Annotated in this window: 18 protein-coding genes; 9 read left to right on the top strand and 9 right to left on the bottom strand. The window is 72.1% G+C overall.

Annotated elements, in window-relative coordinates; genetic code table 11:
* On the bottom strand, window positions 1–2,108 hold a 2,108-nt coding region (locus tag IE249_RS03305; protein ID WP_229857389.1), incomplete at its 3' end, for an excinuclease ABC subunit UvrA.
* A gap of 222 nt (window positions 2,109–2,330) precedes the next feature.
* On the opposite strand from IE249_RS03305, the gene IE249_RS03300 reads away from it, so the two are divergent.
* Together IE249_RS03300 and IE249_RS03295 are read left to right on the top strand one after the other, a co-directional pair.
* Window positions 2,331–2,642: a hypothetical protein gene (locus tag IE249_RS03300; RefSeq protein ID WP_229857387.1), complete on the top strand. Its 312-nt coding sequence runs from the start codon at window positions 2,331–2,333 to the stop codon at window positions 2,640–2,642.
* Between the two features lie 307 nt (window positions 2,643–2,949).
* The gene (locus tag IE249_RS03295; protein ID WP_189703262.1) at window positions 2,950–4,746 is read left to right on the top strand and encodes a phosphatidylglycerol lysyltransferase domain-containing protein; all 1,797 of its coding nucleotides are present in this window, start codon (window positions 2,950–2,952) and stop codon (window positions 4,744–4,746) included.
* A 46-nt stretch (window positions 4,747–4,792) separates the two neighbouring features.
* On the opposite strand, the gene IE249_RS03290 is transcribed toward IE249_RS03295, so the two are convergent.
* The 4 genes from IE249_RS03290 to IE249_RS03275 all read right to left on the bottom strand — a co-directional run bounded on the left by IE249_RS03290 (window position 4,793) and on the right by IE249_RS03275 (window position 8,798).
* Window positions 4,793–6,271, bottom strand: coding sequence for a sensor histidine kinase (locus IE249_RS03290; RefSeq protein WP_189703261.1), 1,479 nt, complete (start codon window positions 6,269–6,271; stop codon window positions 4,793–4,795).
* Window positions 6,272–7,030, bottom strand: a complete 759-nt coding sequence (locus IE249_RS03285; RefSeq protein ID WP_189703260.1) for a response regulator transcription factor — start codon at window positions 7,028–7,030, stop codon at window positions 6,272–6,274.
* 205 nt (window positions 7,031–7,235) lie between these two features.
* Window positions 7,236–7,421, bottom strand: coding sequence for a hypothetical protein (locus tag IE249_RS03280; RefSeq protein WP_189703716.1), 186 nt, complete (start codon window positions 7,419–7,421; stop codon window positions 7,236–7,238).
* A gap of 96 nt (window positions 7,422–7,517) precedes the next feature.
* Window positions 7,518–8,798: an MFS transporter gene (locus tag IE249_RS03275; RefSeq protein ID WP_189703259.1), complete on the bottom strand. Its 1,281-nt coding sequence runs from the start codon at window positions 8,796–8,798 to the stop codon at window positions 7,518–7,520.
* Window positions 8,799–8,875: 77 nt separating this feature from the next.
* On the opposite strand from IE249_RS03275, the gene IE249_RS03270 reads away from it, so the two are divergent.
* From IE249_RS03270 to IE249_RS03260, 3 genes are all read left to right on the top strand, one after another.
* Entirely contained in the window at window positions 8,876–9,214 is a 339-nt protein-coding gene (locus tag IE249_RS03270) for a YnfA family protein (RefSeq protein WP_189703258.1), read from the top strand.
* A 105-nt stretch (window positions 9,215–9,319) separates the two neighbouring features.
* A complete protein-coding gene (locus IE249_RS03265; protein ID WP_189703257.1) occupies window positions 9,320–10,096 on the top strand; it encodes an SDR family NAD(P)-dependent oxidoreductase in 777 nt (258 codons plus the stop codon).
* On the top strand, window positions 10,096–10,269 hold the full coding sequence (locus tag IE249_RS03260; protein ID WP_189703256.1) for a hypothetical protein: 174 nt from the start codon (window positions 10,096–10,098) through the stop codon (window positions 10,267–10,269). Before IE249_RS03265 ends, IE249_RS03260 begins: the two co-directional genes overlap by 1 nt.
* Window positions 10,270–10,305: 36 nt before the next feature.
* Here the strand turns inward: IE249_RS03260 and IE249_RS03255 are convergent, their stop codons facing one another.
* Both IE249_RS03255 and IE249_RS39945 read right to left on the bottom strand, forming a co-directional pair.
* Entirely contained in the window at window positions 10,306–11,310 is a 1,005-nt protein-coding gene (locus tag IE249_RS03255) for an RtcB family protein (protein WP_373304349.1), read from the bottom strand.
* A complete protein-coding gene (locus tag IE249_RS39945; protein ID WP_373304339.1) occupies window positions 11,253–11,537 on the bottom strand; it encodes an RtcB family protein in 285 nt (94 codons plus the stop codon). Before IE249_RS39945 ends, IE249_RS03255 begins: the two co-directional genes overlap by 58 nt.
* A 208-nt stretch (window positions 11,538–11,745) precedes the next feature.
* On the opposite strand from IE249_RS39945, the gene IE249_RS03250 reads away from it, so the two are divergent.
* The 3 genes from IE249_RS03250 to IE249_RS03240 all read left to right on the top strand — a co-directional run bounded on the left by IE249_RS03250 (window position 11,746) and on the right by IE249_RS03240 (window position 15,025).
* Window positions 11,746–12,648: a DUF3558 domain-containing protein gene (locus IE249_RS03250; protein ID WP_189703675.1), complete on the top strand. Its 903-nt coding sequence runs from the start codon at window positions 11,746–11,748 to the stop codon at window positions 12,646–12,648.
* 117 nt (window positions 12,649–12,765) lie between these two features.
* Window positions 12,766–13,671 carry a DUF3558 domain-containing protein gene (locus IE249_RS03245; protein WP_189703255.1) on the top strand — a complete coding sequence of 302 codons (906 nt, stop codon included), beginning with the start codon at window positions 12,766–12,768 and terminating at the stop codon, window positions 13,669–13,671.
* Between the two features lie 109 nt (window positions 13,672–13,780).
* The gene (locus tag IE249_RS03240) at window positions 13,781–15,025 is read left to right on the top strand and encodes a DUF2637 domain-containing protein (protein ID WP_189703254.1); all 1,245 of its coding nucleotides are present in this window, start codon (window positions 13,781–13,783) and stop codon (window positions 15,023–15,025) included.
* Between the two features lie 63 nt (window positions 15,026–15,088).
* Here IE249_RS03240 and lysS read toward each other — a convergent pair whose 3' ends face one another.
* Window positions 15,089–16,831: a lysine--tRNA ligase gene (gene lysS / locus IE249_RS03235; RefSeq protein WP_189703253.1), complete on the bottom strand. Its 1,743-nt coding sequence runs from the start codon at window positions 16,829–16,831 to the stop codon at window positions 15,089–15,091.
* A gap of 210 nt (window positions 16,832–17,041) precedes the next feature.
* Between lysS and argS the strand changes: the two genes are divergently transcribed.
* On the top strand, window positions 17,042–18,805 hold the full coding sequence (argS, locus tag IE249_RS03230) for an arginine--tRNA ligase (RefSeq protein WP_189703252.1): 1,764 nt from the start codon (window positions 17,042–17,044) through the stop codon (window positions 18,803–18,805).
* Window positions 18,806–18,952: 147 nt separating this feature from the next.
* Here the strand turns inward: argS and IE249_RS03225 are convergent, their stop codons facing one another.
* Window positions 18,953–20,233, bottom strand: coding sequence for a helix-turn-helix domain-containing protein (locus IE249_RS03225; protein ID WP_189703251.1), 1,281 nt, complete (start codon window positions 20,231–20,233; stop codon window positions 18,953–18,955).
* Window positions 20,234–20,304: the final 71 nt, after the last annotated feature.

The following is a 20,304-nucleotide window of genomic DNA, read 5'->3' as shown; positions in this document are numbered from 1 at the left end:
CCGCCGGAGAGGGTGGTGAGGGGCTGGCCGAGAGTGAGGTAGCCGAGGCCGACGTCGGACAGCCGCTGGAGGATGCGGTGGGCCGCCGGGGTGCGCGCCTCGCCCGCGGCGAAGAACTCCTCGGCCTCGCTCACCGGCATCGCCAGCACCTCGCTGATGTCCCGCCCGCCGAGGTGGTACTCCAGCACGGAGGCCTCGAAGCGCTTGCCCTCGCACTCCTCGCACGTGGTGGCGACGCCCGCCATCATCGCCAGGTCGGTGTAGACGACGCCGGCACCGTTGCAGTTCGGGCAGGCGCCCTCGGAGTTGGCGCTGAACAGCGCCGGCTTGACCCCGTTGACCTTGGCGAACGCCTTGCGGATGGGCTCCAGCAGACCGGTGTACGTGGCGGGGTTGCTGCGCCGGGAGCCGCGGATCGGAGCCTGGTCGACCGAGACCACACCCGCGCCGGCCGGCAGTGAACCGTGCAGCAGGGAGCTCTTGCCGGAGCCGGCCACGCCGGTGACCACGACCAGCACGCCGAGCGGGATGTCGACGTCCACGTCCCGCAGGTTGTTCGCCCTGGCGCCGCGGATCTCCAGGACCCCGGTGGGCTTGCGCACCGTCTCCTTCGGCCGGGCCCGGTCGTCGAGATGGCGGCCGGTGATGGTGCCGCCCGCCCGCAGCCCCTCCACGGTGCCCTCGAAGCAGACGCCGCCACCCGCCGTGCCGGCGCCGGGCCCGAGGTCGACGACATGGTCGGCGATCGCGATGACCTCCGGCTTGTGCTCCACGACCAGCACCGTGTTGCCCTTGTCCCGCAGCCGCAGCAGCAGTTCGTTCATCCGCTGGATGTCGTGCGGGTGCAGGCCCGTGGTCGGCTCGTCGAAGACGTACGTGACGTCGGTGAGCGCGGAGCCGAGGTGGCGGACCATCTTCACGCGCTGCGCCTCGCCGCCCGACAGGGTGCCCGCCGGCCGCTCCAGGGACAGATAGCCGAGCCCGATCTCCACGAAGGAGTCCAGGGTGTCCCGCAGATTCGTGAGCAGCGGCGCCACCGAGGGCTCGTCGAGACCGCGCACCCACTCGGCCAGATCGCTGATCTGCATCGCACAGGCGTCGGCGATGCTCACCCCCTTGATCTTCGACGACCGGGCCGCCTCGCTGAGCCGCGTACCGCCGCAGTCGGGACAGAGGGTGAAGGTGACCGCCCGGTCCACGAACTCCCTGATGTGCGGCTGCATCGCCTCCCGGTCCTTGGACAGCATCGACTTCTGGATGCGCGGGACCAGGCCCTCGTACGTCATGTTGATTCCCGCGATCTTCATCCGGGTCGGCTCGCGGTACAGGAAGTCGTGCAGCTCGGTCTCGGTGAACTCACGGATCGGCTTGGCCGGGTCGTAGAGGCCGGACTCGCTGTAGAGGCGGTGGTTCCAGCCGCCCGACTTGTAGCCGGGGACGGCCAGCGCCCCCTCGGCGAGGGACTTCGAGTCGTCGTAGAGCTGGGTCAGGTCGATGTCGGAGACCCGGCCCCGGCCCTCGCAGCGCGGGCACATGCCGCCGGTGATGCTGAAGCTGCGCCGCTCCTTCACGGTCTTGCCGCCGCGCTCCACCGTGACCGCGCCGGCGCCGCTGATCGAGGCGACGTTGAAGGAGAAGGCCTTGGGCGAGCCGATGTGCGGACGGCCGAGCCGGCTGAACAGGATGCGCAGCATCGCGTTGGCGTCGGTGGCGGTGCCCACCGTGGAGCGCGGGTCGGCGCCCATCCGCTGCTGGTCCACGATGATCGCGGTGGTCAGGCCCTCCAGTACGTCGACGTCGGGCCGCGCGAGCGTCGGCATGAAGCCCTGTACGAAGGCGCTGTAGGTCTCGTTGATCAGCCGCTGCGACTCGGCGGCGATGGTGTCGAAGACCAGGGAGCTCTTGCCCGAGCCGGAGACGCCGGTGAACACCGTCAGGCGGCGCTTGGGGATCTCGACGCTCACGTTCTTGAGGTTGTTCTCGCGGGCGCCGTGCACGCGGATCAGGTCGTGGCTGTCGGCACCGTGCGGCGCGGAGGACGCGTCCGTGCCCACACCGCTGTCCTCTCCCGGGGCCGCGTCCGCGTCCGTCCTGGCGACCGTGCTCATCCTGTCTCCCTCCGTCGGGCGGGGCCCCGCTCCGGCGGTCCCCGTCGGCGTAGTCCGGCTCCCGATCCAACCAGCCGGCCTTGGACAGTACGTCGCATTTTCCGCGGTCCCCCCGCGGTCCGCCCACGGTCCACCCCCTCGGCGGCGGCCGGTGGGCGCCGCGTGCACGGCCCTACGTACTGTAGGGTCCAGCTTCGCCATTCGACCGTCGACGGGGGAGCCATGCAGGAGGCACGCAGTCCGGGGCCCGGCGCCGCCGGGGGCGAGGAGAGCGGGGGCGGGTTCGCGGCGACCGTCGCGGTGCTCGTCCTGAGCCTGGCCATCGCCGCCGTGGGGGTGTACCAGCTGTGCGGCTTCGGGCTGCACAGCCTCGACCGGCGCCCGCACCTGTTCGGGGACGGGTTCGCCACCGCGGGCGTGATCGCGGCCACCGTGGCCGCCGGGGCGGCGGCGGGCAACCTGGCCTGGCTGCTGACGGCGTCCCGCAGACGGACCCGCGCCGGGGCCGACCACGGCCGGCCCGGCGCCGGCTGAGAACCGCCGGCCGCCCCGGCCCCGGTGCCCTCCCGGCAGCCCCGGCGCCCTCACGGCAACCTCAGCGCCCTCGGCGCCCTCTCGGCGCCCTCACTGAGCCCTCAGTGTCCTCAACGTCATCGGCATCCTCAGCGTCCTCACGGGCGAGTCTTACCTTTTCCACAGAATCCAGGGCCGGACGCCCCCTCCGGCTCCGTTACCCTACAAGTCGTAGGGTCAGCGACATGGGCGTGCGGCGGACCGCGCGTCCGGCTGCCCGCCCCGTCCCCGCCGGTTTCCCGGCCCGCTCAGAGGTGACATGTCACCCATGCCCGCACAGCAGTCCGTCGTCATCCCCCCACAGCGTGATCCCCGCTCCGCCGCCCGCCCCTCGCCCGGTCCCCGGCTGCGGGCGCGGGCCGCCGCCTCCACCGTCTGGTACCTGCGGCTGCTGGCGCTCCTCAACATCGTCGCGGTGCTCTCGCTGCCCTTCCGCGAGGAGGTCCACGAGCACAACGGCGGTGAGTTCTTCACGCCGTACCTCGCCACCGCCGGTCTGGTCTCGGCGGCGCTCGCGCTGTTCCTCGCGATGGTGATGCGCCGGCGCAAGCGCGCGGCCTGGGTGTTCAACCTGCTGCTCGCCGGTCCCCTGTTCGCGCTCTACGTCGTCGCGCTCACCCAGGACGGCTTCCAGGACCACCTGTTCAACTGGCTCTCGACCGCGCTCACCGGACTGTTCGTGGCCGCGCTGCTGGTGGGCCGCCGGGAGTTCAACGCCATCGGCGACCGCTCCAACCCCCGGCTCGCCCTCGCGGTGGGCGCCGGCGGCGTGCTCGTCACCGGCGGGATCGGCACCTGGCTGGTCGACGCCACCAACAAGACCTCCGGCGGCTCGCTGTCGGACAAGGTCGTCTACGCGCTGCTGCGCGGGGTCAGCGTCGGCCCGCTCGCCGACCGGGTGCCCGCCGTGCACGCGCCCCGCTGGGTGGACATCACCATCAACATCCTGATGGCGGCCACCTTCCTGCTCGTGCTGTACGCCTGCTTCCGCTCGCCCCGCGGCCGCGCCCTGCTCAGCGAGGAGGACGAGCAGCGGCTGCGCGAACTGCTCGCCAAGCACGGCGACCGCGACTCCCTCGGCTACTTCGCGCTGCGCCGCGACAAGGCGGCGATCTTCTCCCCCACCGGCAAGGCCGCGGTCACCTACCGCGTCGTGGGCGCCGTGAGCCTGGCCTCGGGCGATCCCATCGGGGACCCCGAGGCGTGGCCCGGCGCCATCGACGCCTGGCTCGCCGAGGCCCGCCGGCACGCGTGGACGCCGGCCGTGATGGGCGCGAGCGAGGAGGCCGGCACGATCTACGCCCGCCACGGCCTGGACGCCCTCGAACTCGGTGACGAGGCCATCGTCGAGGTGGCCGACTTCAGCCTGGAGGGGCGCGCCATGCGGGTCGTGCGGCAGGCGCACAACCGGGTGCGCCGCGCCGGGTACACCGTGCGCATCCGCCGCCACGAGGACATCCCCGACGACGAGATGGCACGGCTCGTCGACCGCGCCGACCACTGGCGCGACGGGGCCACCGAGCGCGGTTTCTCCATGGCGCTCGGGCGGCTCGGTGATCCGGACGACGGGCGCTGCGTGATGCTGGAGTGCCGGGACGCCGACGGCGAGCCGCGTGCGCTGCTGAGCTTCGTGCCGTGGGGCGAGCAGGGGCTGTCCCTGGACCTGATGCGCCGTGACCGCGACTGCGAGAACGGGCTGATGGAGTTCATGGTGGTCGAACTGCTGCTGCGCGCCCAGGAGATCGGGGTGCGCCGGGTGTCGCTGAACTTCGCGATGTTCCGGTCGGTCTTCGAGCGCGGCTCCCGGCTCGGCGCCGGGCCGGTGCTGCGGCTGTGGCGCTCGGTGCTCACCTTCTTCTCGCGCTGGTGGCAGATCGAGTCCCTGTACCGCGCCAACGCCAAGTACCGGCCCGTGTGGGAGCCCCGCTTCCTGCTGTTCGCCAAGAGCGGCGACATCCCGCGCATCGGCATCGCCAGCGCCCGCGCCGAGGGCTTCCTGACCCCGCCGGCCCTCCCCTCCTTCACCCGCCGCAAGCAGGTCCCGGCCCCGGCCGAAACCCCCTGACACCCACCTGAGCCCGCGGTTCCGGCCGGCGTACCCGGGCCGGCGGTCAGATGCCGCCCCGGGTCCCGGCCGTCGTACCCGTGCCGTCGTGGTGGCCGCGCTCGCCGCGGTAGCTGTCCGCGCCCACGGTGAAGCCGATCACCGCGCCGCCGCCCTCGCGGCGGAAGGCGAAGGGCGCGCCGCCGTGGGCCATGGCGACCTCGCGGACGATGGACAGGCCGAGGCCGGAGCCGGGCAGGGAGCGGGCGTCGGGGGCGCGGTAGAAGCGGTCGAAGACGCGGATCAGGTCGCCCGCGGCGATGCCCGGCCCCCGGTCGAGGACCTCGACGCGGACCGTGCCGCGCCGGGCTGGACCGGTGACGGCGATCTCGATGGGCTGTCTGCCGTCGCGGTCGAACTTGGTGGCGTTCTCCACCAGGTTGGACACGGCCCGCTGGAGCATGGCCGGCCGCCCGTCGGTCGTCGTGTCGCCGCTCGCCCGCACCACGATGTCGCGCCCGGTGCGCCGGCGCGCGAGGCCGGCGACGTCCTCGGCGATGTCGGCGAGGTCGACCCGCTGCGGCGGCTCGGCGTCGGACTGCCCGGCCGCGAGGTCGACGAGCTCGTTGACCAGGTCGGTCAGCTCGCGGGCCTCCTGGGTGAGGTCGGCGACGAGTTCCTCGCGGGTGGCGGACGGCAGTTCGTCGATCCGGCGCAGCAGCGAGATGTTCGTACGCAGCGAGGTCAGCGGGGTGCGCAGTTCGTGGCCCGCGTCCTGGACCAGGCGGCGCTGGTCCTCCTCGGACTGGGCGAGCCGCCCCAGCATGCGGTCGAAGGCGCGGCCGAGGCGGCCCACTTCGTCGTAGCCGGTGACGGGCACCTGGACGCCGAGCTGCCGGGTGCGGGCCACGTTCTCGGCGGCGGCGGTGAGTATGCGCAGCCGGCGCGTGATGCGCCGGGCCAGCCACCAGCCGCACAGGCCGGCCGCGATCACCACGACGCCCATGAGGATCAGCGTGCGCTGCTGCAGCGCGCGCAGCAGGTCCTCGGTGTCGCTGAACTCCTGGGCGACCTGCACGGCGCCGCGTCCGTCGCCGAGCGCGACCGTCGCGATGCGGTACACGTCGTCGGCGACGACGACGTCCCGGTACTCGACGGTCTTGCCCGCCTTGGGCGAGGCGGCCGTCGCCCGGTCCCGGGCGGTGACGGGCAGTTGGGGGCTGCCGTGGTCGACGATCTGGCCGTTGTCGCCGAGCACCTGGACGTCGGTGCGGCTGGGCCGCACCACCTCGTGCCCGGGCCGGGAGGAGGAGAAGTCGGCGGGCGTACGGTCGTAGCGCCGCACCTCGTCCTGGACGTCCTGCACGACCTGGGTGAACACCGACTGCTCGTCCACGCGCACCAGCCGGGCGGCGGAGTTGTACGACAGGATGCCGACGAGGACCGTCACGGCCGCGGTCACCACGGCGAAGAGCACCGCGAAGGTGGTCCTCAGCGAGGACAGTCCGGGCCGCGGTCGGTCCAGCAGCCGCGCGAGGCGGCCCACTCAGTCCTCCCGGAGCACGTACCCCACACCGCGCACGGTGTGGATGAGCTGCGGCGCGTCCGGCTCGTCGAGCTTGCGGCGCAGATAGCCGACGTAGACGGCGAGGTTCTTGGAGCCGGGGCCGAAGTCGTAGCCCCAGATGCGGTCGTAGATGGTGGAGTGGTCGAGGACGATGCCGGCGTTGCGGACCAGCAGCTCCAGCAGTTCGAACTCGGTGCGGGTCAGCTCCAGCTCGCGCGCGCCGCGCCAGACCCGGCGGGCCTGGAGGTCCATGCGGATGCCGGCCGCCTCGACCAGCCGCTCGGGCACCTGCGGCCCCTTCGCCGCCAGGTCGCCGGAGACGGAGGGGGAGCCGGCGCCCGCGCCCGTGCCCGGCGCGCCGACGCCGACCGGGCTGGTGCGGCGCAGCAGGGCGCGCAGCCGGGCGAAGACCTCCTCCACGTCGAAGGGCTTGACGACGTAGTCGTCGGCGCCGGCGTCCAGGCCGGCGATCCGGTCGGCGGTCTCCACCAGGGCGGTGAGCATGAGGATCGGGGTGCGGTCGCCCTCGGCGCGCAGCACCCGGCAGACCTGGAGTCCGTCGATGCCGGGCATCATCACGTCCAGGACGAGGACGTCCGGCGGGTTCCGGTGGGCCTGCGCGAGTGCCTCGACGCCGTCGGCGACCGCCGTCACCGCGTAGCCCTCCAGGGTCAGGGCCCGCTCCAGGGCATGGCGGATGGCGCGGTCGTCTTCGGCGAGCAGCACAGTCTGAGGCACGCGTCCAGTCTGCCAAGGCCGACAGCCCCGTGGCCTGGACGGGTGGGTCTACGATCACCCTTTTTACCCGCCTCTCACCGATCCGGAGGCAACCGGCGGCGCCCGCCTACCGTCCTCTCACCGTCACTCCCGCGATACGGGGGTTCGCCCACCTGGCCGGCACGGCAGCGGGTGGGCCGCCCGCCGAGGCGGGGGGGGCGGGGGGTCAGTCGCGCAGTGCCGCCAGTTGTTGCTCGAAGGGCACGACCTCGAAGGCGTCCGGCTCGGCCTGCTCGCGGCGGGGGGTGGGCAGGGTGGCGGGATGAGGGCGGCCACGGTCGGCGTACGGCCGGTGGTCGGGTCCGGCGTGACGTCGCCGACGCTGAAGATCCCGAACTGCATGGTCGCTCACCTCCCAGGTTGTTGATTGTTCAACTATACCCGTCCAGCGGCCCCCTGGTCGGCGGTATTCCCCTGGCCGCGCGGGCGGCAGTAGCCGCTCCGGCGCCTACACCGCGTCCGCGACCGCCGGCAGCGGCTCCGCCTCCGGCGTCCGCTCGCGCCACGGCAGCAGCAGCGGGGTGGCGAGCAGCAGCAGGCCCGCGACGCCTATGGCGGTGCGCGGGCCGGCCAGCGCCGCCAGCAGGCCCCACAGCCCGGTCATCGCCGCGGTGGCCGCCTTGCCGGTGACCGACCAGGCCGACAGCACCCGCGCGACCCGGTCGGACGGGGTCTGCTCCAGCCGGTGGGTGGCGAACACGGGGTTGAACACCGCGCAGCAGGCGATCAGCACCACCTCGACGCCCATCACCAGCGCCAGCCCGGCCACCCCCGGCCGTACGAACGCCAGCCCCACCGACCAGCAGGCCCGCAGCACGCCCGACCCCAGCAGCACCCCGCGCTGCCCGAACCGGGCGACCAGCCGGCGGGCCAGCCGGGAGCCCACGAGACCGCCCAGGCAGGGCACCGCGAAGGCGAGGCCGTACTGCCACGGCGCGAAGCCGAGCGGGCCAAGCATCAGCACGGCGAGCAACGGCGAGGACGCCATGATCAGGGAGTTCACCAGGACCGTGTTGAAGAACAGCGGACGCAGCGCCGGATGCCGGAGGACGAACCGCCAGCCCTCGGCGAGGTCCGCCGCCCGCAGCCGCGTCCGCCCCTCCTCGCCGTGCCCCGGGCGCACGGGCCGCTTCTCGCTCCCGCCGATCGCGCGGATCCCGGCCGCCGACAGCAGATAGCTGACCGCGTCCGCCGCCACGGTCACCACCGGCCCGAACGCCCCGACCATCAGACCCCCGGCGGGCGGCCCCAGCACAGTCGCCGTCCAGGTCGTCGACTCGAACCTGCTGTTGGCGACCAGCAGGTCCCCGGGCGGCACCAGGTGCTTGAGACAAGCCCCGCTCGCCGCCCCGAACGCGATGTCGGCCGCCGCGACCACCACCGACACCACCAGCAGCTGCCCGAACCCGAGCGCGCCGAACGCGTACGCCGCCGGCACGCTCGCCAGCGCGGCGAACCGCACCAGATCCGTGCCGATCATCACCGGCCGCTTGCGCCGGAACTCCATCCACGGCCCGAGCGGCACCGCCACCACCGCGCCCACCGCGAGCCCGGCCGCCGCCAGCAGGGACACCTGCGCCGACCCGGCGTGCAGCACCAGCACCGCGATCAGCGCGAAGGCGTCGAAGGCGAGCCAGGACCCGAAGGTGCTGACCGCGTACGCGGCCCACAGCCACCCGAACCGCCGGCCCAGCGTCCGCCTCGCGCCGGTGCCAGTGCCCTCGCCCACGCCCGCTCCTCCTCCGCCGCGACCCGGCCATCCAACCAGAGACGGACCGGCGCGAGGCCCGTGCGAAGCTGGCCCCCATGCCGATCCTCCGCTCCGCCGCCCTCTTCGTCGTCGCCGCGATCTTCGAGATCGGGGGCGCCTGGCTGGTCTGGCAGGGCGTGCGGGAGCAGCGGGGCTGGCTGTGGGCCGCGGGCGGGGTGCTGGCGCTCGGCGCGTACGGCTTCGTCGCCACCTTCCAGCCGGACGCCCACTTCGGCCGCATCCTCGCCGCCTACGGCGGGATCTTCATCGCCGGCTCCCTGCTGTGGGGCGCGCTCGCGGACGGCTACCGGCCCGACCGCTGGGACGTGACGGGCGCGCTGATCTGCCTGGCCGGGATGGCCGTGATCATGTGGGCGCCGCGCAACGGCGGCTGAGCGCCCGGAGCGGAAGGACGCCCGAGGGCCGGACGGCCCATCACGCCTCGAGCGGGGTCACCTACCCTGGGCACGGACCATCGCCGTACGACCGAGGAGCAGCCCATGGCCACCGCCGCCCCGTCCGCCGCCTCCCGCATCGCCGTCGTCACCGGTGCGAGCAGCGGCATCGGCGCCGCCACGGCCCGGCAGCTCGCCGCCGCCGGTTACCGCGTCGTGCTGACCGCCCGCCGCAAGGACCGCATAGAGGCGCTCGCCGAGGAGATCGACGCGGCCGGTCACGCGGCGACGGCCTACCAGCTGGACGTCACCGACCGTGCGGCGGTGGACGAGTTCGCCACGGCCTTCGCCACCGTCGGCGTGCTCGTCAACAACGCGGGCGGCGCGCTCGGCGCCGACCCGGTCGCCACCGGCGACCCGGCCGACTGGCGCACGATGTACGAGACGAACGTCCTCGGCACCCTGAACCTCACCCAGGCCCTGCTGCCCAAGCTGGAGGCGAGCGGCGACGGCACGGTCGTGGTCGTCTCCTCCACGGCGGGCCACGCCACCTACGAGGGCGGCGCGGGGTACGTCGCCGCCAAGCACGGCGCGCACGTCCTCGCGGAGACCCTCCGCCTGGAGATCGTCGGCAGGCCGGTGCGGGTGATCGAGATCGCGCCCGGCATGGTCAGGACCGACGAGTTCGCCCTGACCCGCTTCGGTGGCGACCGGGAGAGGGCCGACAAGGTCTACGAGGGCGTGGCCGAGCCCCTGACGGCCGACGACGTGGCCGACACCATCACCTGGGCGGTCACCCGCCCCAGCCACGTCAACATCGACCTGCTGGTCGTCCGCCCCCGCGCCCAGGCGTCGAACACCAAGGTCCACAGGGAGCGGTGATGACGGACTCGACCACGCCCACCGGCGACGAGCGGCCCGACGACGCCGAACAGCAGCGCCTGGCCCTGGAGAAGAAGCGCGAGCGCTACGTCTGGTACTACCTCGGCTACTTCCTCTTCGGCATCCACGTGGTGGCCTTCGTGATGATCTTCGCGGTCCGCCACGCCAAGTAGGCCCGGGGCACCGCCCGGTCTCGCAGGCCCCCCGCGTCAGCCCTTCACGCAGACGACCTGCCTGAGCCTGGCCACGATCTCCACCAGGTCGCGCTGCTGGTCGATGACCTGGTCGATCGACTTGTAGGCGCCCGGGATCTCGTCGACCACGCCGGAGTCCTTGCGGCACTCCACGCCCCGCGTCTGCTCCTCCAGGTCCTTGGTGGAGAAGCGGCGCTTGGCGGCGTTGCGGCTCATGCGCCGGCCGGCGCCGTGGGAGGCGGAGTTGAAGGACTTCTCGTTGCCGAGACCCTTGACGATGTACGAGCCCGTGCCCATGGAACCGGGGATGATCCCGTAGTCGCCGGAGCCCGCGCGGATCGCGCCCTTGCGGGTGACGAGCAGGTCCATGCCGTCGTAGCGCTCCTCGGCCACGTAGTTGTGGTGGCAGGAGATCTCCGGCTCGAAGACGGGCTTCGCCTTCTTGAACTCCTTGCGGATCACGTCCTTGAGGAGCGCCATCATGAGCGTGCGGTTGTACTTGGCGTACTCCTGCGCCCAGAACAGGTCGTTGCGGTAGGCCGCCATCTGCGGGGTGTCCGACACGAAGACCGCGAGGTCGCGGTCGACCAGGTCCTGGTTGTGCGGGAGCTTCTGGGCCACGCCTATGTGGTGCTCGGCGAGTTCCTTGCCGATGTTGCGGGAACCGGAGTGGAGCATCAGCCACACCGAACCGGCCTCGTCCGTGCACACCTCGACGAAGTGGTTGCCGGAACCGAGCGTGCCCATCTGCCTGGTGGCCCGTTCCTGGCGGAACCTGACCGCATCGGCCACTCCGTCGAACCGCCCCCAGAAGTCGTCCCAGCCGGAGGTGGCCAGTCCGTGGAAGCGGCCCGGCTCGACCGGGTCGTCGTGCATCCCCCGGCCCACCGGGATCGCCTGCTCGATCTTCGAGCGCAGCCGGGACAGGTCGCCCGGAAGGTCGTTGGCCGTCAGCGACGTCCTCACCGCCGACATCCCGCAGCCGATGTCAGCGACGTCCTCACCGCCGACATCCCGCAGCCGATGTCCACGCCCACCGCCGCAGGGCAGACCGCACCCCGCATGGCGATCACCGAGCCGACCGTGGCGCCCTTTCCGTAGTGGACGTCCGGCATGACGGCGAGGCCCTTGATCCAGGGCAGGGTCGAGACGTTGTGCAACTGACGCATCGCGACGTCCTCGACGGTCGCGGGGTCGGTCCACATACGGATCGGGACCTTGGCGCCCGGCATTTCCACGTACGACATATCTTCCTCATTCCCCCGGAAAAGTACAGAAGTCTCAAATCGCAATACCGGCGCCAAGGTCGACGAAACGGGACATCGGACCGGCGTCCACGGCAGTGCGTGCGATACACATTGTCTCCAGGGGCCGCACCCGCGCGGCAAGCGAATAACCTGCGGGGCCGCGTCCGTGCGAGCGGCCGTCGCGAGCGTGATCGAGAGGAGCCTGACCGTGCTGCGGAAGGCGTACGTACCCGGCGCGGCCGCGTTCCTCGCGGCGCTGCTGCTGGCGGGCTGCACCGGCGGGCCGTCGGACGACGGCCGGACGGACGACGCCAACCCCGGCGGCGCGGGCACGGCCACCGCGGCGGCCCAGCCGGGCAAGTACCGCACGCTGCCGGAGGCCTGCGGCGCGGTCCGGCACAGCACCCTCGACTCACTGCTGCCCGGCATCAAGCAGATCACGGACGTGGACCAGCGCACCAAGGCCTACGAGGGCGAGGCGACGCTCACGTACGACACCGACCGCAAGGTGGGCTGCCGCTGGAAGGTGGAGTCCACGGACGCCACCGACCACCTCCACGTCGACTTCGAGCGGGTCGTCTCCTACGACAACACCGTCAGCGACGACAGCCAGGCCGAGGCGGTCTTCGCCACCAAGCAGGCGGCCGCGGACCTCCCCGCGCCCACCGCCACGAGCCCCACCGCCGGTTCGCCCTCCGCCGGTTCGCCCTCCGACAGCGCGGACAAGTCCGGCAACCCGGGCGGACCGGGCTCCGGCACGACGACCCCCGCGCCCTCCTCCTCGGCCTCCTCCGCCGCGGCCTCCTCCGACTCCCCCGGCTCCTCCGCCACCCCCTCCGGCTCCTCCTCCCCCACCGCCGACCCCGCCGACATCCAGCCCCGCACCCTGGACGACCTCGGCGACGAGGCGTTCCTCGACGACACCCTCGGCACCTCCGGTTCGACGGCCCGGCAGCGCACCGTGACTGTGGCGTTCCGCACGTCGAACGTGATCGTGACCATCGAGTACGAGGAGCAGCCGGCGATGGTCGGAGCGGCCCCGGACAGCAAGGAAATGCAGGACAAGGCCCGGAAACTGGCGGCGCAGCTGGCGGATTCGCTCGGCGGCTGACGCCCCTGGACGGGCACTTGACGCCCCGGCGCAATGCGCGGGAAGCGACTTGCGCACCGCACTCAACGCGTAGCGTGGCCCCTCGGACCCGATCCGACCGCAGGAACCACGAGCGTCATGAGTGAAGGAACCATGCAGCGAGCAGCCCAGCGAGACCACCACAGCGCCCCGCGAGCCAAGCGGCTGAACCGTGTCCTTGTCTGCGCGGCGGCCGTGCCCGTCATGTTCCTGGCCGCGGCCTGCTCCTCGGACTCCGGCTCGGGCGACGGCGGCAAGCAGACGCCCTCGGCCGACGCGAAGGGCCCGTCGAGCGCGAGCGCGTCGCCGACCGTACAGGCGGCGGCGTACGCGAAGTTGCCGGGCGCGTGCAAGGTGCTGTCGGGCAAGACGCTGGGCGATCTGGTGCCCAAGGGGGCCAAGTCGGCCAAGGAGGGCACCTCCAGCGATGTCTCCTCGCGGGCCAGCTGCTCCTGGAACAGCCTGGACAACAACGGCGTGAAGGGCTCGCAGTTCCGCTGGCTCAATGTCTCGCTGCTGCGCTTCGAGTCCGACGCCACGCGCGGCACGGGCGAGGCGCAGGCGCGGGAGTACTACCAGAAGCAGGTGCAGGACGCGAAGTCCGCGACGGACGCGAAGAACGTGAAGTCGCAGCCGGTCTCCGGCACGGGCGACGAGGCGACGCTGGTGCGCTACGACCTGAAGAAGAAGGAGGGGGCCTTCAAGCAGCAGACGGTCGTGGCGCGCGTGGAGAACGTCGTGGTCACCCTGGACTACAACGGCGCCGGTCTGGCCGGTGACAAGACCCCGGACGCCGACGACCTGTCGAAGTCGGCGCAGGCGGCCGCGAAGGAGGCGGTGGCCGCGGTGACGGCGGCCAACGGCGGCAAGGCCGGCGCCGCGCCGGGCTCCTCGTCGTCCGCCTCGCCGTCCAAGGCGCCGTCGAAGTCCGCGTCCCCGTCCAAGTCGGCCTCGGCCTCGGCGTCCGCCTCACCGTCCGCGTCCAAGTCGGCCGCGAAGAGCTGACCGGCCGGGACCGGCCCGCCGAGGCGGGCAATCGGATCCGGCCACCCGTTCGCCGCACGGATGTGCCACTCTGTTGCGCGCAACAACACGCAATGGGAGGGGAGTACGAGTGGCCGCGCCACTGCAGCTGACTCGGATGCACCGCGTTCTCATCGGCGTGGTCGTGACGGGCGCCGTGATCATCGCCAGTATCGGCTTCGCGGGTTCGTACGCGGCCGTCCGTGAGCTCGCCATCAAGAAGGGCTTCGGGAACTTCAGTTATGTGTTCCCGATCGGCATCGACGCGGGCATCTGTGTCCTACTTGCCCTGGATCTGCTGCTGACCTGGATCCGCATACCCTTCCCGCTGCTGCGGCAGACGGCCTGGCTGCTGACGGCGGCGACGATCGCGTTCAACGGCGCGGCCGCCTGGCCGGACCCGCTGGGCGTGGGCATGCACGCGGTGATCCCGGTGCTGTTCGTGGTCGCCGTCGAGGCGGCCCGGCACGCGATCGGGCGAATAGCGGACATCACCGCCGACAAGCACATGGAGGGCGTCCGCCTCACCCGCTGGCTGCTCTCGCCGGTGCCGACCTTCCTGCTGTGGCGCAGGATGAAGCTGTGGGAGCTGCGCTCCTACGACCAGGTGATCAAGCTGGAGCAGGAGCGGCTGGTGTACCAGGCGCGGCTGCGCTCCCGGTTCGGCCGGGCCTGGAGGCGCAAGGCCCCGGTGGAGTCCCTGATGCCGCTGCGGCTGGCGCGCTACGGCGTGCCGCTGGCGGAGACGGCCCCGTCGGGCCTGGCGGCGGCGGGGATCGAGCCGGCGCTTCTTCCGTCGGCGCCGCGGATCGAGATGACGGCGAGCCCCCGGCCCGCCGTGGCAGGCGGTCCGGGTGCGCAGCGGCCGGTCGCGGTGGCCGAGCAGGAGCCGGTGGGGGCGGCCTACGAGGAGCAGTTGCCGCCAGACGACCAGAGCCCCTGGTTCCAGTCGCACGCGCAGGTCGACTACCAGGGCGGCTACGACCCGACGTACGACCCGGAGCCGGTGTACGAGGACTGGTACGAGGGCCAGCAGCCCGAGCGGTTCGAGCAGCCGTCGATGGAGGACACGGGAAGCTTCCCCATCCCGGTGGGCCCGAACCGCACACGCGAGCTGGGCGAGGGCGGCGGTACGCCCCAGCCGGAGCCGAGCGAGGAGGACTACTACCAGGTCTTCCGCCAGTCGATCGACGGCAGCTACCCCACGCCCCGGGTGCTTGGCGACAACATCCAGGCCACGTACGGGACGATGCTGAGCCCCAGCGCCCTGAAGAGCCTGGCCGAGCGCTTCCAGAGCCGCCACAGCGCGGAGCTGGAGGACGACCACATCGCGTAGGCCGGGACGCCCGTCGCACGGGAAAGGGGGGCCCTCCGACGAGGGCCCCCCTTCCTTCGGCGCCTACTCGCCGAGCAGCGCCCGCACCCGGTCCTGACCCACCGCGAGCAGCAGCGTGGGCAGGCGCGGGCCGGTGTCACGGCCCACCAGCAGGTGGTAGAGCAGCGCGAAGAAGGACCGCTGGGCGGTCTTGATCTCCGGCGGCAGCTCCTTGGGCGTGGCGTCGGCGGAGAAGCCGGCCTGGACCTTGGGCACGCCGTACACCAGGTGGGTGAGCCCGTCGAGGGACCAGTGCTCGGCGAGGCCGTCGAGCAGCAGCCGTACGGACTGCCGGGAGGGCTCGTCGAGCGACTTCAGCAGCTCGGTGTCGGGCTCGTCGCGGACGATGGTGCGCTGGTCGGCGGGGACGTGGGTGTTGATCCACGCCTCGGCCTTGTCGTAGCGCGGGCGGGCCTCGTCCAGGGAGCCGAGGGGGTCGGCCGGGTCGAGCTCGGACAGGATGCGCAGCGCCTGGTCCTGGTGGCCGGCGGTGATGTCGGCGACCGAGGCGAGCGTGCGGTACGGCAGCGGGCGGGGTGTCTTCGGCAGCTCGCCGCCGGCGGTGCCGACCGCGCGGGTGTACGCGGCCACGTCACCGGGCAGCGCGGAGCTGTCGGCGACCTTGGCGGCCAGCTTGTCCCACTCGTCGTAGAGCCGCTGGATCTCCTGGTCGAAGGCGATCTTGAAGGACTGGTTGGGCCGGCGGCGGGCGTACAGCCAGCGCAGGAGCTGCGGCTCCATGATCTGCAGCGCGTCCGCCGGGGTCGGGACCCCGCCGCGGGAGGACGACATCTTCGCCATGCCGGAGATGCCGACGAAGGCGTACATCGGGCCGATGGGCTGCTTGCCGCCGAAGATGCCGACGATCTGCCCGCCGACCTGGAAGCTGGAGCCGGGCGAGGAGTGGTCGACGCCGGAGGGCTCGAAGATCACGCCCTCGTACGCCCAGCGCATCGGCCAGTCGACCTTCCAGACCAGCTTGCCGCGGTTGAACTCGCTGAGCCGGACCGTCTCCGAGAAGCCGCACGCGGTGCAGGCGTACGTCAGCTCGGTGGAGTCGTCGTCGTAGGCGGTGACGGTGGTGAGGTCCTTCTCGCAGTTGCCGCAGTACGGCTTGTACGGGAAGTAGCCGGCGGAGCCGGAGCTGCCGTCGTCCTCGGACGCGGCGCCCGAACCCTCCTCCGCCTCCAGCTCGGCCTCGTCGGCCGGCTTCTGCTGCTGCTTCTTGGCCGGAGCCTTCTTCGTCCGGTACTGGGCGAGGATCGCGTCGATGTCGCCGCGGTGCTTCATCGCGTGCAGGATCTGCTCGCGGTAGACGCCCGAGGTGTACTGCTCGGTCTGGCTGATGCCGTCGAACTCCACGCCCAGCTCGGCGAGCGAGGCGACCATGGCGGCCTTGAAGTGCTCGGCCCAGTTGGGGTGCGGGGAGCCCTTGGGGGCCGGGACGGAGGTCAGCGGCTTGCCGATGTGCTCGGCCCAGGACTCGTCGGTCCCGGCGACACCGGCCGGGACCTTGCGGTAGCGGTCGTAGTCGTCCCAGGAGATCAGGTGCCGCACCTCGTACCCCCGGCGGCGGATCTCGTCGGCGACGAGGTGCGGGGTCATGACCTCGCGCAGGTTCCCCAGATGGATGGGGCCGGAGGGGGAGAGGCCGGACGCGACGACGACCGGTTTGCCCGGGGCCCGACGCTCCGACTCCTCGATGACCTCATCCGCGAAACGGGAGACCCAGTCGGTGGTCTCGGTGCTCTGAGCCACGATCGGCACGTCCTTCTTTCTCCTTGGGCAGCCGGTACGGTCGCACGGCTGACCGCTCCATTGTCCCAGGCGGGGCCACATCCACGAAAACGCCTTTTCAACGCGTTGGACGGCCGCGCGGCCCCGGGCGTTCACCCGCGGACCGGAAAATTCGCTTTACCCCGCATGGGATACTGGGTGGGTCTATCCATCCCCACGAGGAGAACGGCACCCATTCCTATGGCCTCGGTCACGTCCCTCACGTCCGCCGTCCACCAGCGCCTCGCGAACGCCCTCTCGGCCGCCCTGCCGGAGAGCGCCGACGCGGACCCGCTGCTGCGACGCAGCGACCGGGCTGACTTCCAGGCCAACGGGATCCTCGCGCTGGCGAAGAAGGCCAAGGCCAACCCCCGGGAGCTGGCCGCGCAGGTGGTCGCCCGGGTCACCACCGGCGACGTGATCGGGGACATCGAGGTCTCCGGCCCCGGCTTCCTCAACATCACGGTCACCGACCGGGCCATCACGGAGAACCTCGCGGCGCGGGCCGCCGACGCCGACGGCCGGCTGGGCGTGCCGTACGCGGAGCACCCGGGCACCACGGTGATCGACTACGCCCAGCCGAACGTGGCCAAGGAGATGCACGTCGGCCACCTGCGGTCCGCGGTGATCGGCGATTCGGTGGTCCAGCTGCTGGAGTTCACCGGCGAGAACGTCGTGCGCAGGCACCACATCGGCGACTGGGGCACCCAGTTCGGCATGCTCATCCAGTATCTGGACGAGCACCCGCACGAGCTGGACCACAAGGCGTCCGAGGTGACCGGCGAGGAGGCGATGTCGAACCTCGACCGCCTCTACAAGGCCGCGCGCAGGCTGTTCGACTCCGACGAGGAGTTCAAGACGCGGGCCCGGCGCCGGGTGGTCGACCTCCAGGCGGGCGAGCCGCACACGCTGGCCATGTGGCAGAAGTTCGTGGACGAGTCGAAGATCTACTTCTTCTCCGTCTTCGAGAAGCTGGACATGGAGATCCGCGACCCCGACATCGTCGGCGAGTCCGGGTACAACGACATGCTGGCCGAGACCTGCCGGCTGCTGGAGGAGTCGGGCGTCGCGGTGCGCAGCGAGGGAGCCCTGTGCGTCTTCTTCGACGACATCAAGGGCCCGGACGGCAACCCGGTCCCGCTGATCGTCCAGAAGTCCGACGGCGGCTACGGCTACGCGGCCACCGACCTCTCCGCGATCCGCGACCGCGTGTTCAACCTCAAGGCGAACACCCTGCTGTACGTGGTGGACGCCCGGCAGTCCCTGCACTTCAAGATGGTCTTCGAGACCGCGCGGCGGGCCGGCTGGCTGGGCGAGGACGTGACGGCGTACCAGCTCGCCTTCGGCACCGTGCTGGGCAAGGACGGCAAGCCCTTCAAGACGCGTGAGGGCGAGACGGTCCGCCTGGTCGACCTCCTCGACGAGGCGATCGAGCGGGCCTCGGCGGTCGTGCGCGAGAAGGCGCAGGACCTGTCCGAGGCGGAGATCGCCGAGCGGGGAGCCCAGGTGGGCATCGGCGCGGTGAAGTACGCGGACCTGTCGACGTCGGCGAACCGGGACTACAAGTTCGACCTGGACCAGATGGTCTCGCTCAACGGCGACACCTCCGTCTACCTCCAGTACGCCTACGCCCGTATCCAGTCCATCCTCCGCAAGGCCGGCGGGACCCGCCCGGCCGCCCACCCGGAGCTGGACCTCACGGAGGCGGAGCGCGCCCTCGGCCTGCACGTGGACGCCTTCGCGGAGACGGTCGCCGAGGCGGCGAAGGAGTACGCCCCGCACAAGCTGGCGGCCTACCTCTACCACCTGGCGTCCCTCTACACGTCCTTCTACGACAAGTGCCCGGTGCTGAAGGCCGAGACCCCGCAGCAGACCGAGAACCGCCTCTTCCTCTGCGACATCACGGCCCGCACCCTCCACCAGGGCATGGCCCTCCTGGGCATCAGGACCCCCGAGCGGCTGTGACGACCGCGGCCTCGGGCGCCTTCGCTTCCAGGTAGCCCAGGGCGGGCTGGTCGGGGACCGGGGCCGCGCGGTCGGGGCGCCAGTGATGGGCGTCGATGTAGTCGGTACGCCCCTCTGCGGGAGGCCGGCGTCCGTGTCGGTTCCGGTTCAGTAGTCGGAGATCTTCTCCCAGGCGCTGCCGCCCAGCGGATACGCGTAGTACGGCTTGCCCGAGCCGCTGGTGCGGAACGGCTTGCCGTGGTCGTCGATGCGCACGGTCCCGCTGCGGCCGCCGCTGGACCAGTCCAGCTCCAGGTACCAGCTGACGTCGTGGGCGCTGGTGTGCGCGTTGACGTAGAAGACCTCCGGGTCGGACTCGCTGACCTTGTACGGGAAGTCCCGCTGCCCGCCGATCGGGTGCACCAGCGGGTTGCCGAGGTCCAGCGAGATGTCGAAGGCCTTGGTGTTCACCCCGCCGCCGCAGCCGTCGCCCATCGCGAACTTGTTCCAGGCGGGCGGCGCGTCGCTGCGCACGATCCGCACGTGCAGTCCGCGCAGCACCACCGTCCGGGCCCCGGTGCCCTGCACGGTCAGCGTGACCGTCTGGTGGTCCGCGGCGACCGCGCCGAGCGCGGTGGCCCAGCCGACCGCGTCCTGCTGGGCGGGCGGCGGCGGCACGTTGCCCGGGCTGCGGTCCACCAGGAAGCTCTGGTCGCAGGGCGAGTCCCAGTAGTACGGGGTGGTGCCGACGGTGACCGGTACACCGCCCGGGTCCCTGCCGTCCCCGCCGCCGTCGGCGGAGTTCCGCCGTGAGCCCGACGCGGAGGCGGACGGGGAGGCGCTCGCGGTGGCGCTCCGGGCGGGGGACGCGGAGGGCGAGGGGGACGCGCTCCGTCCGGAGGCGCCCTGGCTCTGGGTGCGGGTGGGGGTGGGCGAGTGGGCCGAGGTGACGTTCGCGGCGTCCTGGGCGCGGCCGTTCGAGTGCCCGGGCACCAGGTTCGCGACCAGGACCACGGCCGCGGCCACGGCGCCGGCGCCGGTGACGGCGAGGAGGGTGCGGGGGCGGTTCCATCGCCGGTTCGGGGCGCTGTAGCCCGTGAGGGTGTCGCCGGTGCCCTGCGGGGCGGCTTCCTCTTCCTCCTCACGGACCTGTTCCCCGTCGTCCTGGGCCGCTTCCGGCGCCTCTTCGGCCGCCTCCGTCGCCCGCACGCCCCGCAAGGCGTCCGCGCGGACCCATCTGCGGTGGAGTTCGAGGAGTTCGTCGTGGGTGGCCCGGCACAGGCGGGCCAGCCGTTCGACGGGCGCGTAGTCGGTCGGTACGACGTCGCCGCTGACGTAGCGGTGCACGGTGGACGCGCTCATGTGCAGGCGTTTGCCGAGCGTGCCGTAACTCAGTCCGGACCGCTCCTTCAGCTCGCGCAGCAACCCCGCGAAGTCGTCCCCCGCCACCGTCTCTCCCTCTCCCGTGTACCGGAACCCCGTCCCAGGGGGATGACGTTTCTCCAGGTCACGGTGGTTCC

This window comes from Streptomyces anandii JCM 4720, assembly GCF_014650655.1.
Taxonomy (GTDB): Bacteria; Actinomycetota; Actinomycetes; order Streptomycetales; family Streptomycetaceae; genus Streptomyces; species Streptomyces anandii.
This window is presented reverse-complemented; position numbering and strand designations above follow the sequence as displayed.

Excerpts from the sequence above, each read along its gene's own strand:
- IE249_RS03300 (WP_229857387.1), top strand. The coding sequence starts at position 2,331 with ATGCAGGAGGCACGCAGTCCGGGGCCCGGCGCCGCCGGGGGCGAGGAG.
- IE249_RS03295 (WP_189703262.1), top strand. The coding sequence starts at position 2,950 with ATGCCCGCACAGCAGTCCGTCGTCATCCCCCCACAGCGTGATCCCCGC.
- IE249_RS03270 (WP_189703258.1), top strand. The coding sequence starts at position 8,876 with ATGCCGATCCTCCGCTCCGCCGCCCTCTTCGTCGTCGCCGCGATCTTC.
- IE249_RS03265 (WP_189703257.1), top strand. The coding sequence starts at position 9,320 with ATGGCCACCGCCGCCCCGTCCGCCGCCTCCCGCATCGCCGTCGTCACC.
- IE249_RS03260 (WP_189703256.1), top strand. The coding sequence starts at position 10,096 with ATGACGGACTCGACCACGCCCACCGGCGACGAGCGGCCCGACGACGCC.
- IE249_RS39945 (WP_373304339.1), bottom strand. The coding sequence starts at position 11,537 with ATGTCGTACGTGGAAATGCCGGGCGCCAAGGTCCCGATCCGTATGTGG.
- IE249_RS03245 (WP_189703255.1), top strand. The coding sequence starts at position 12,766 with ATGAGTGAAGGAACCATGCAGCGAGCAGCCCAGCGAGACCACCACAGC.
- argS (WP_189703252.1), top strand. The coding sequence starts at position 17,042 with ATGGCCTCGGTCACGTCCCTCACGTCCGCCGTCCACCAGCGCCTCGCG.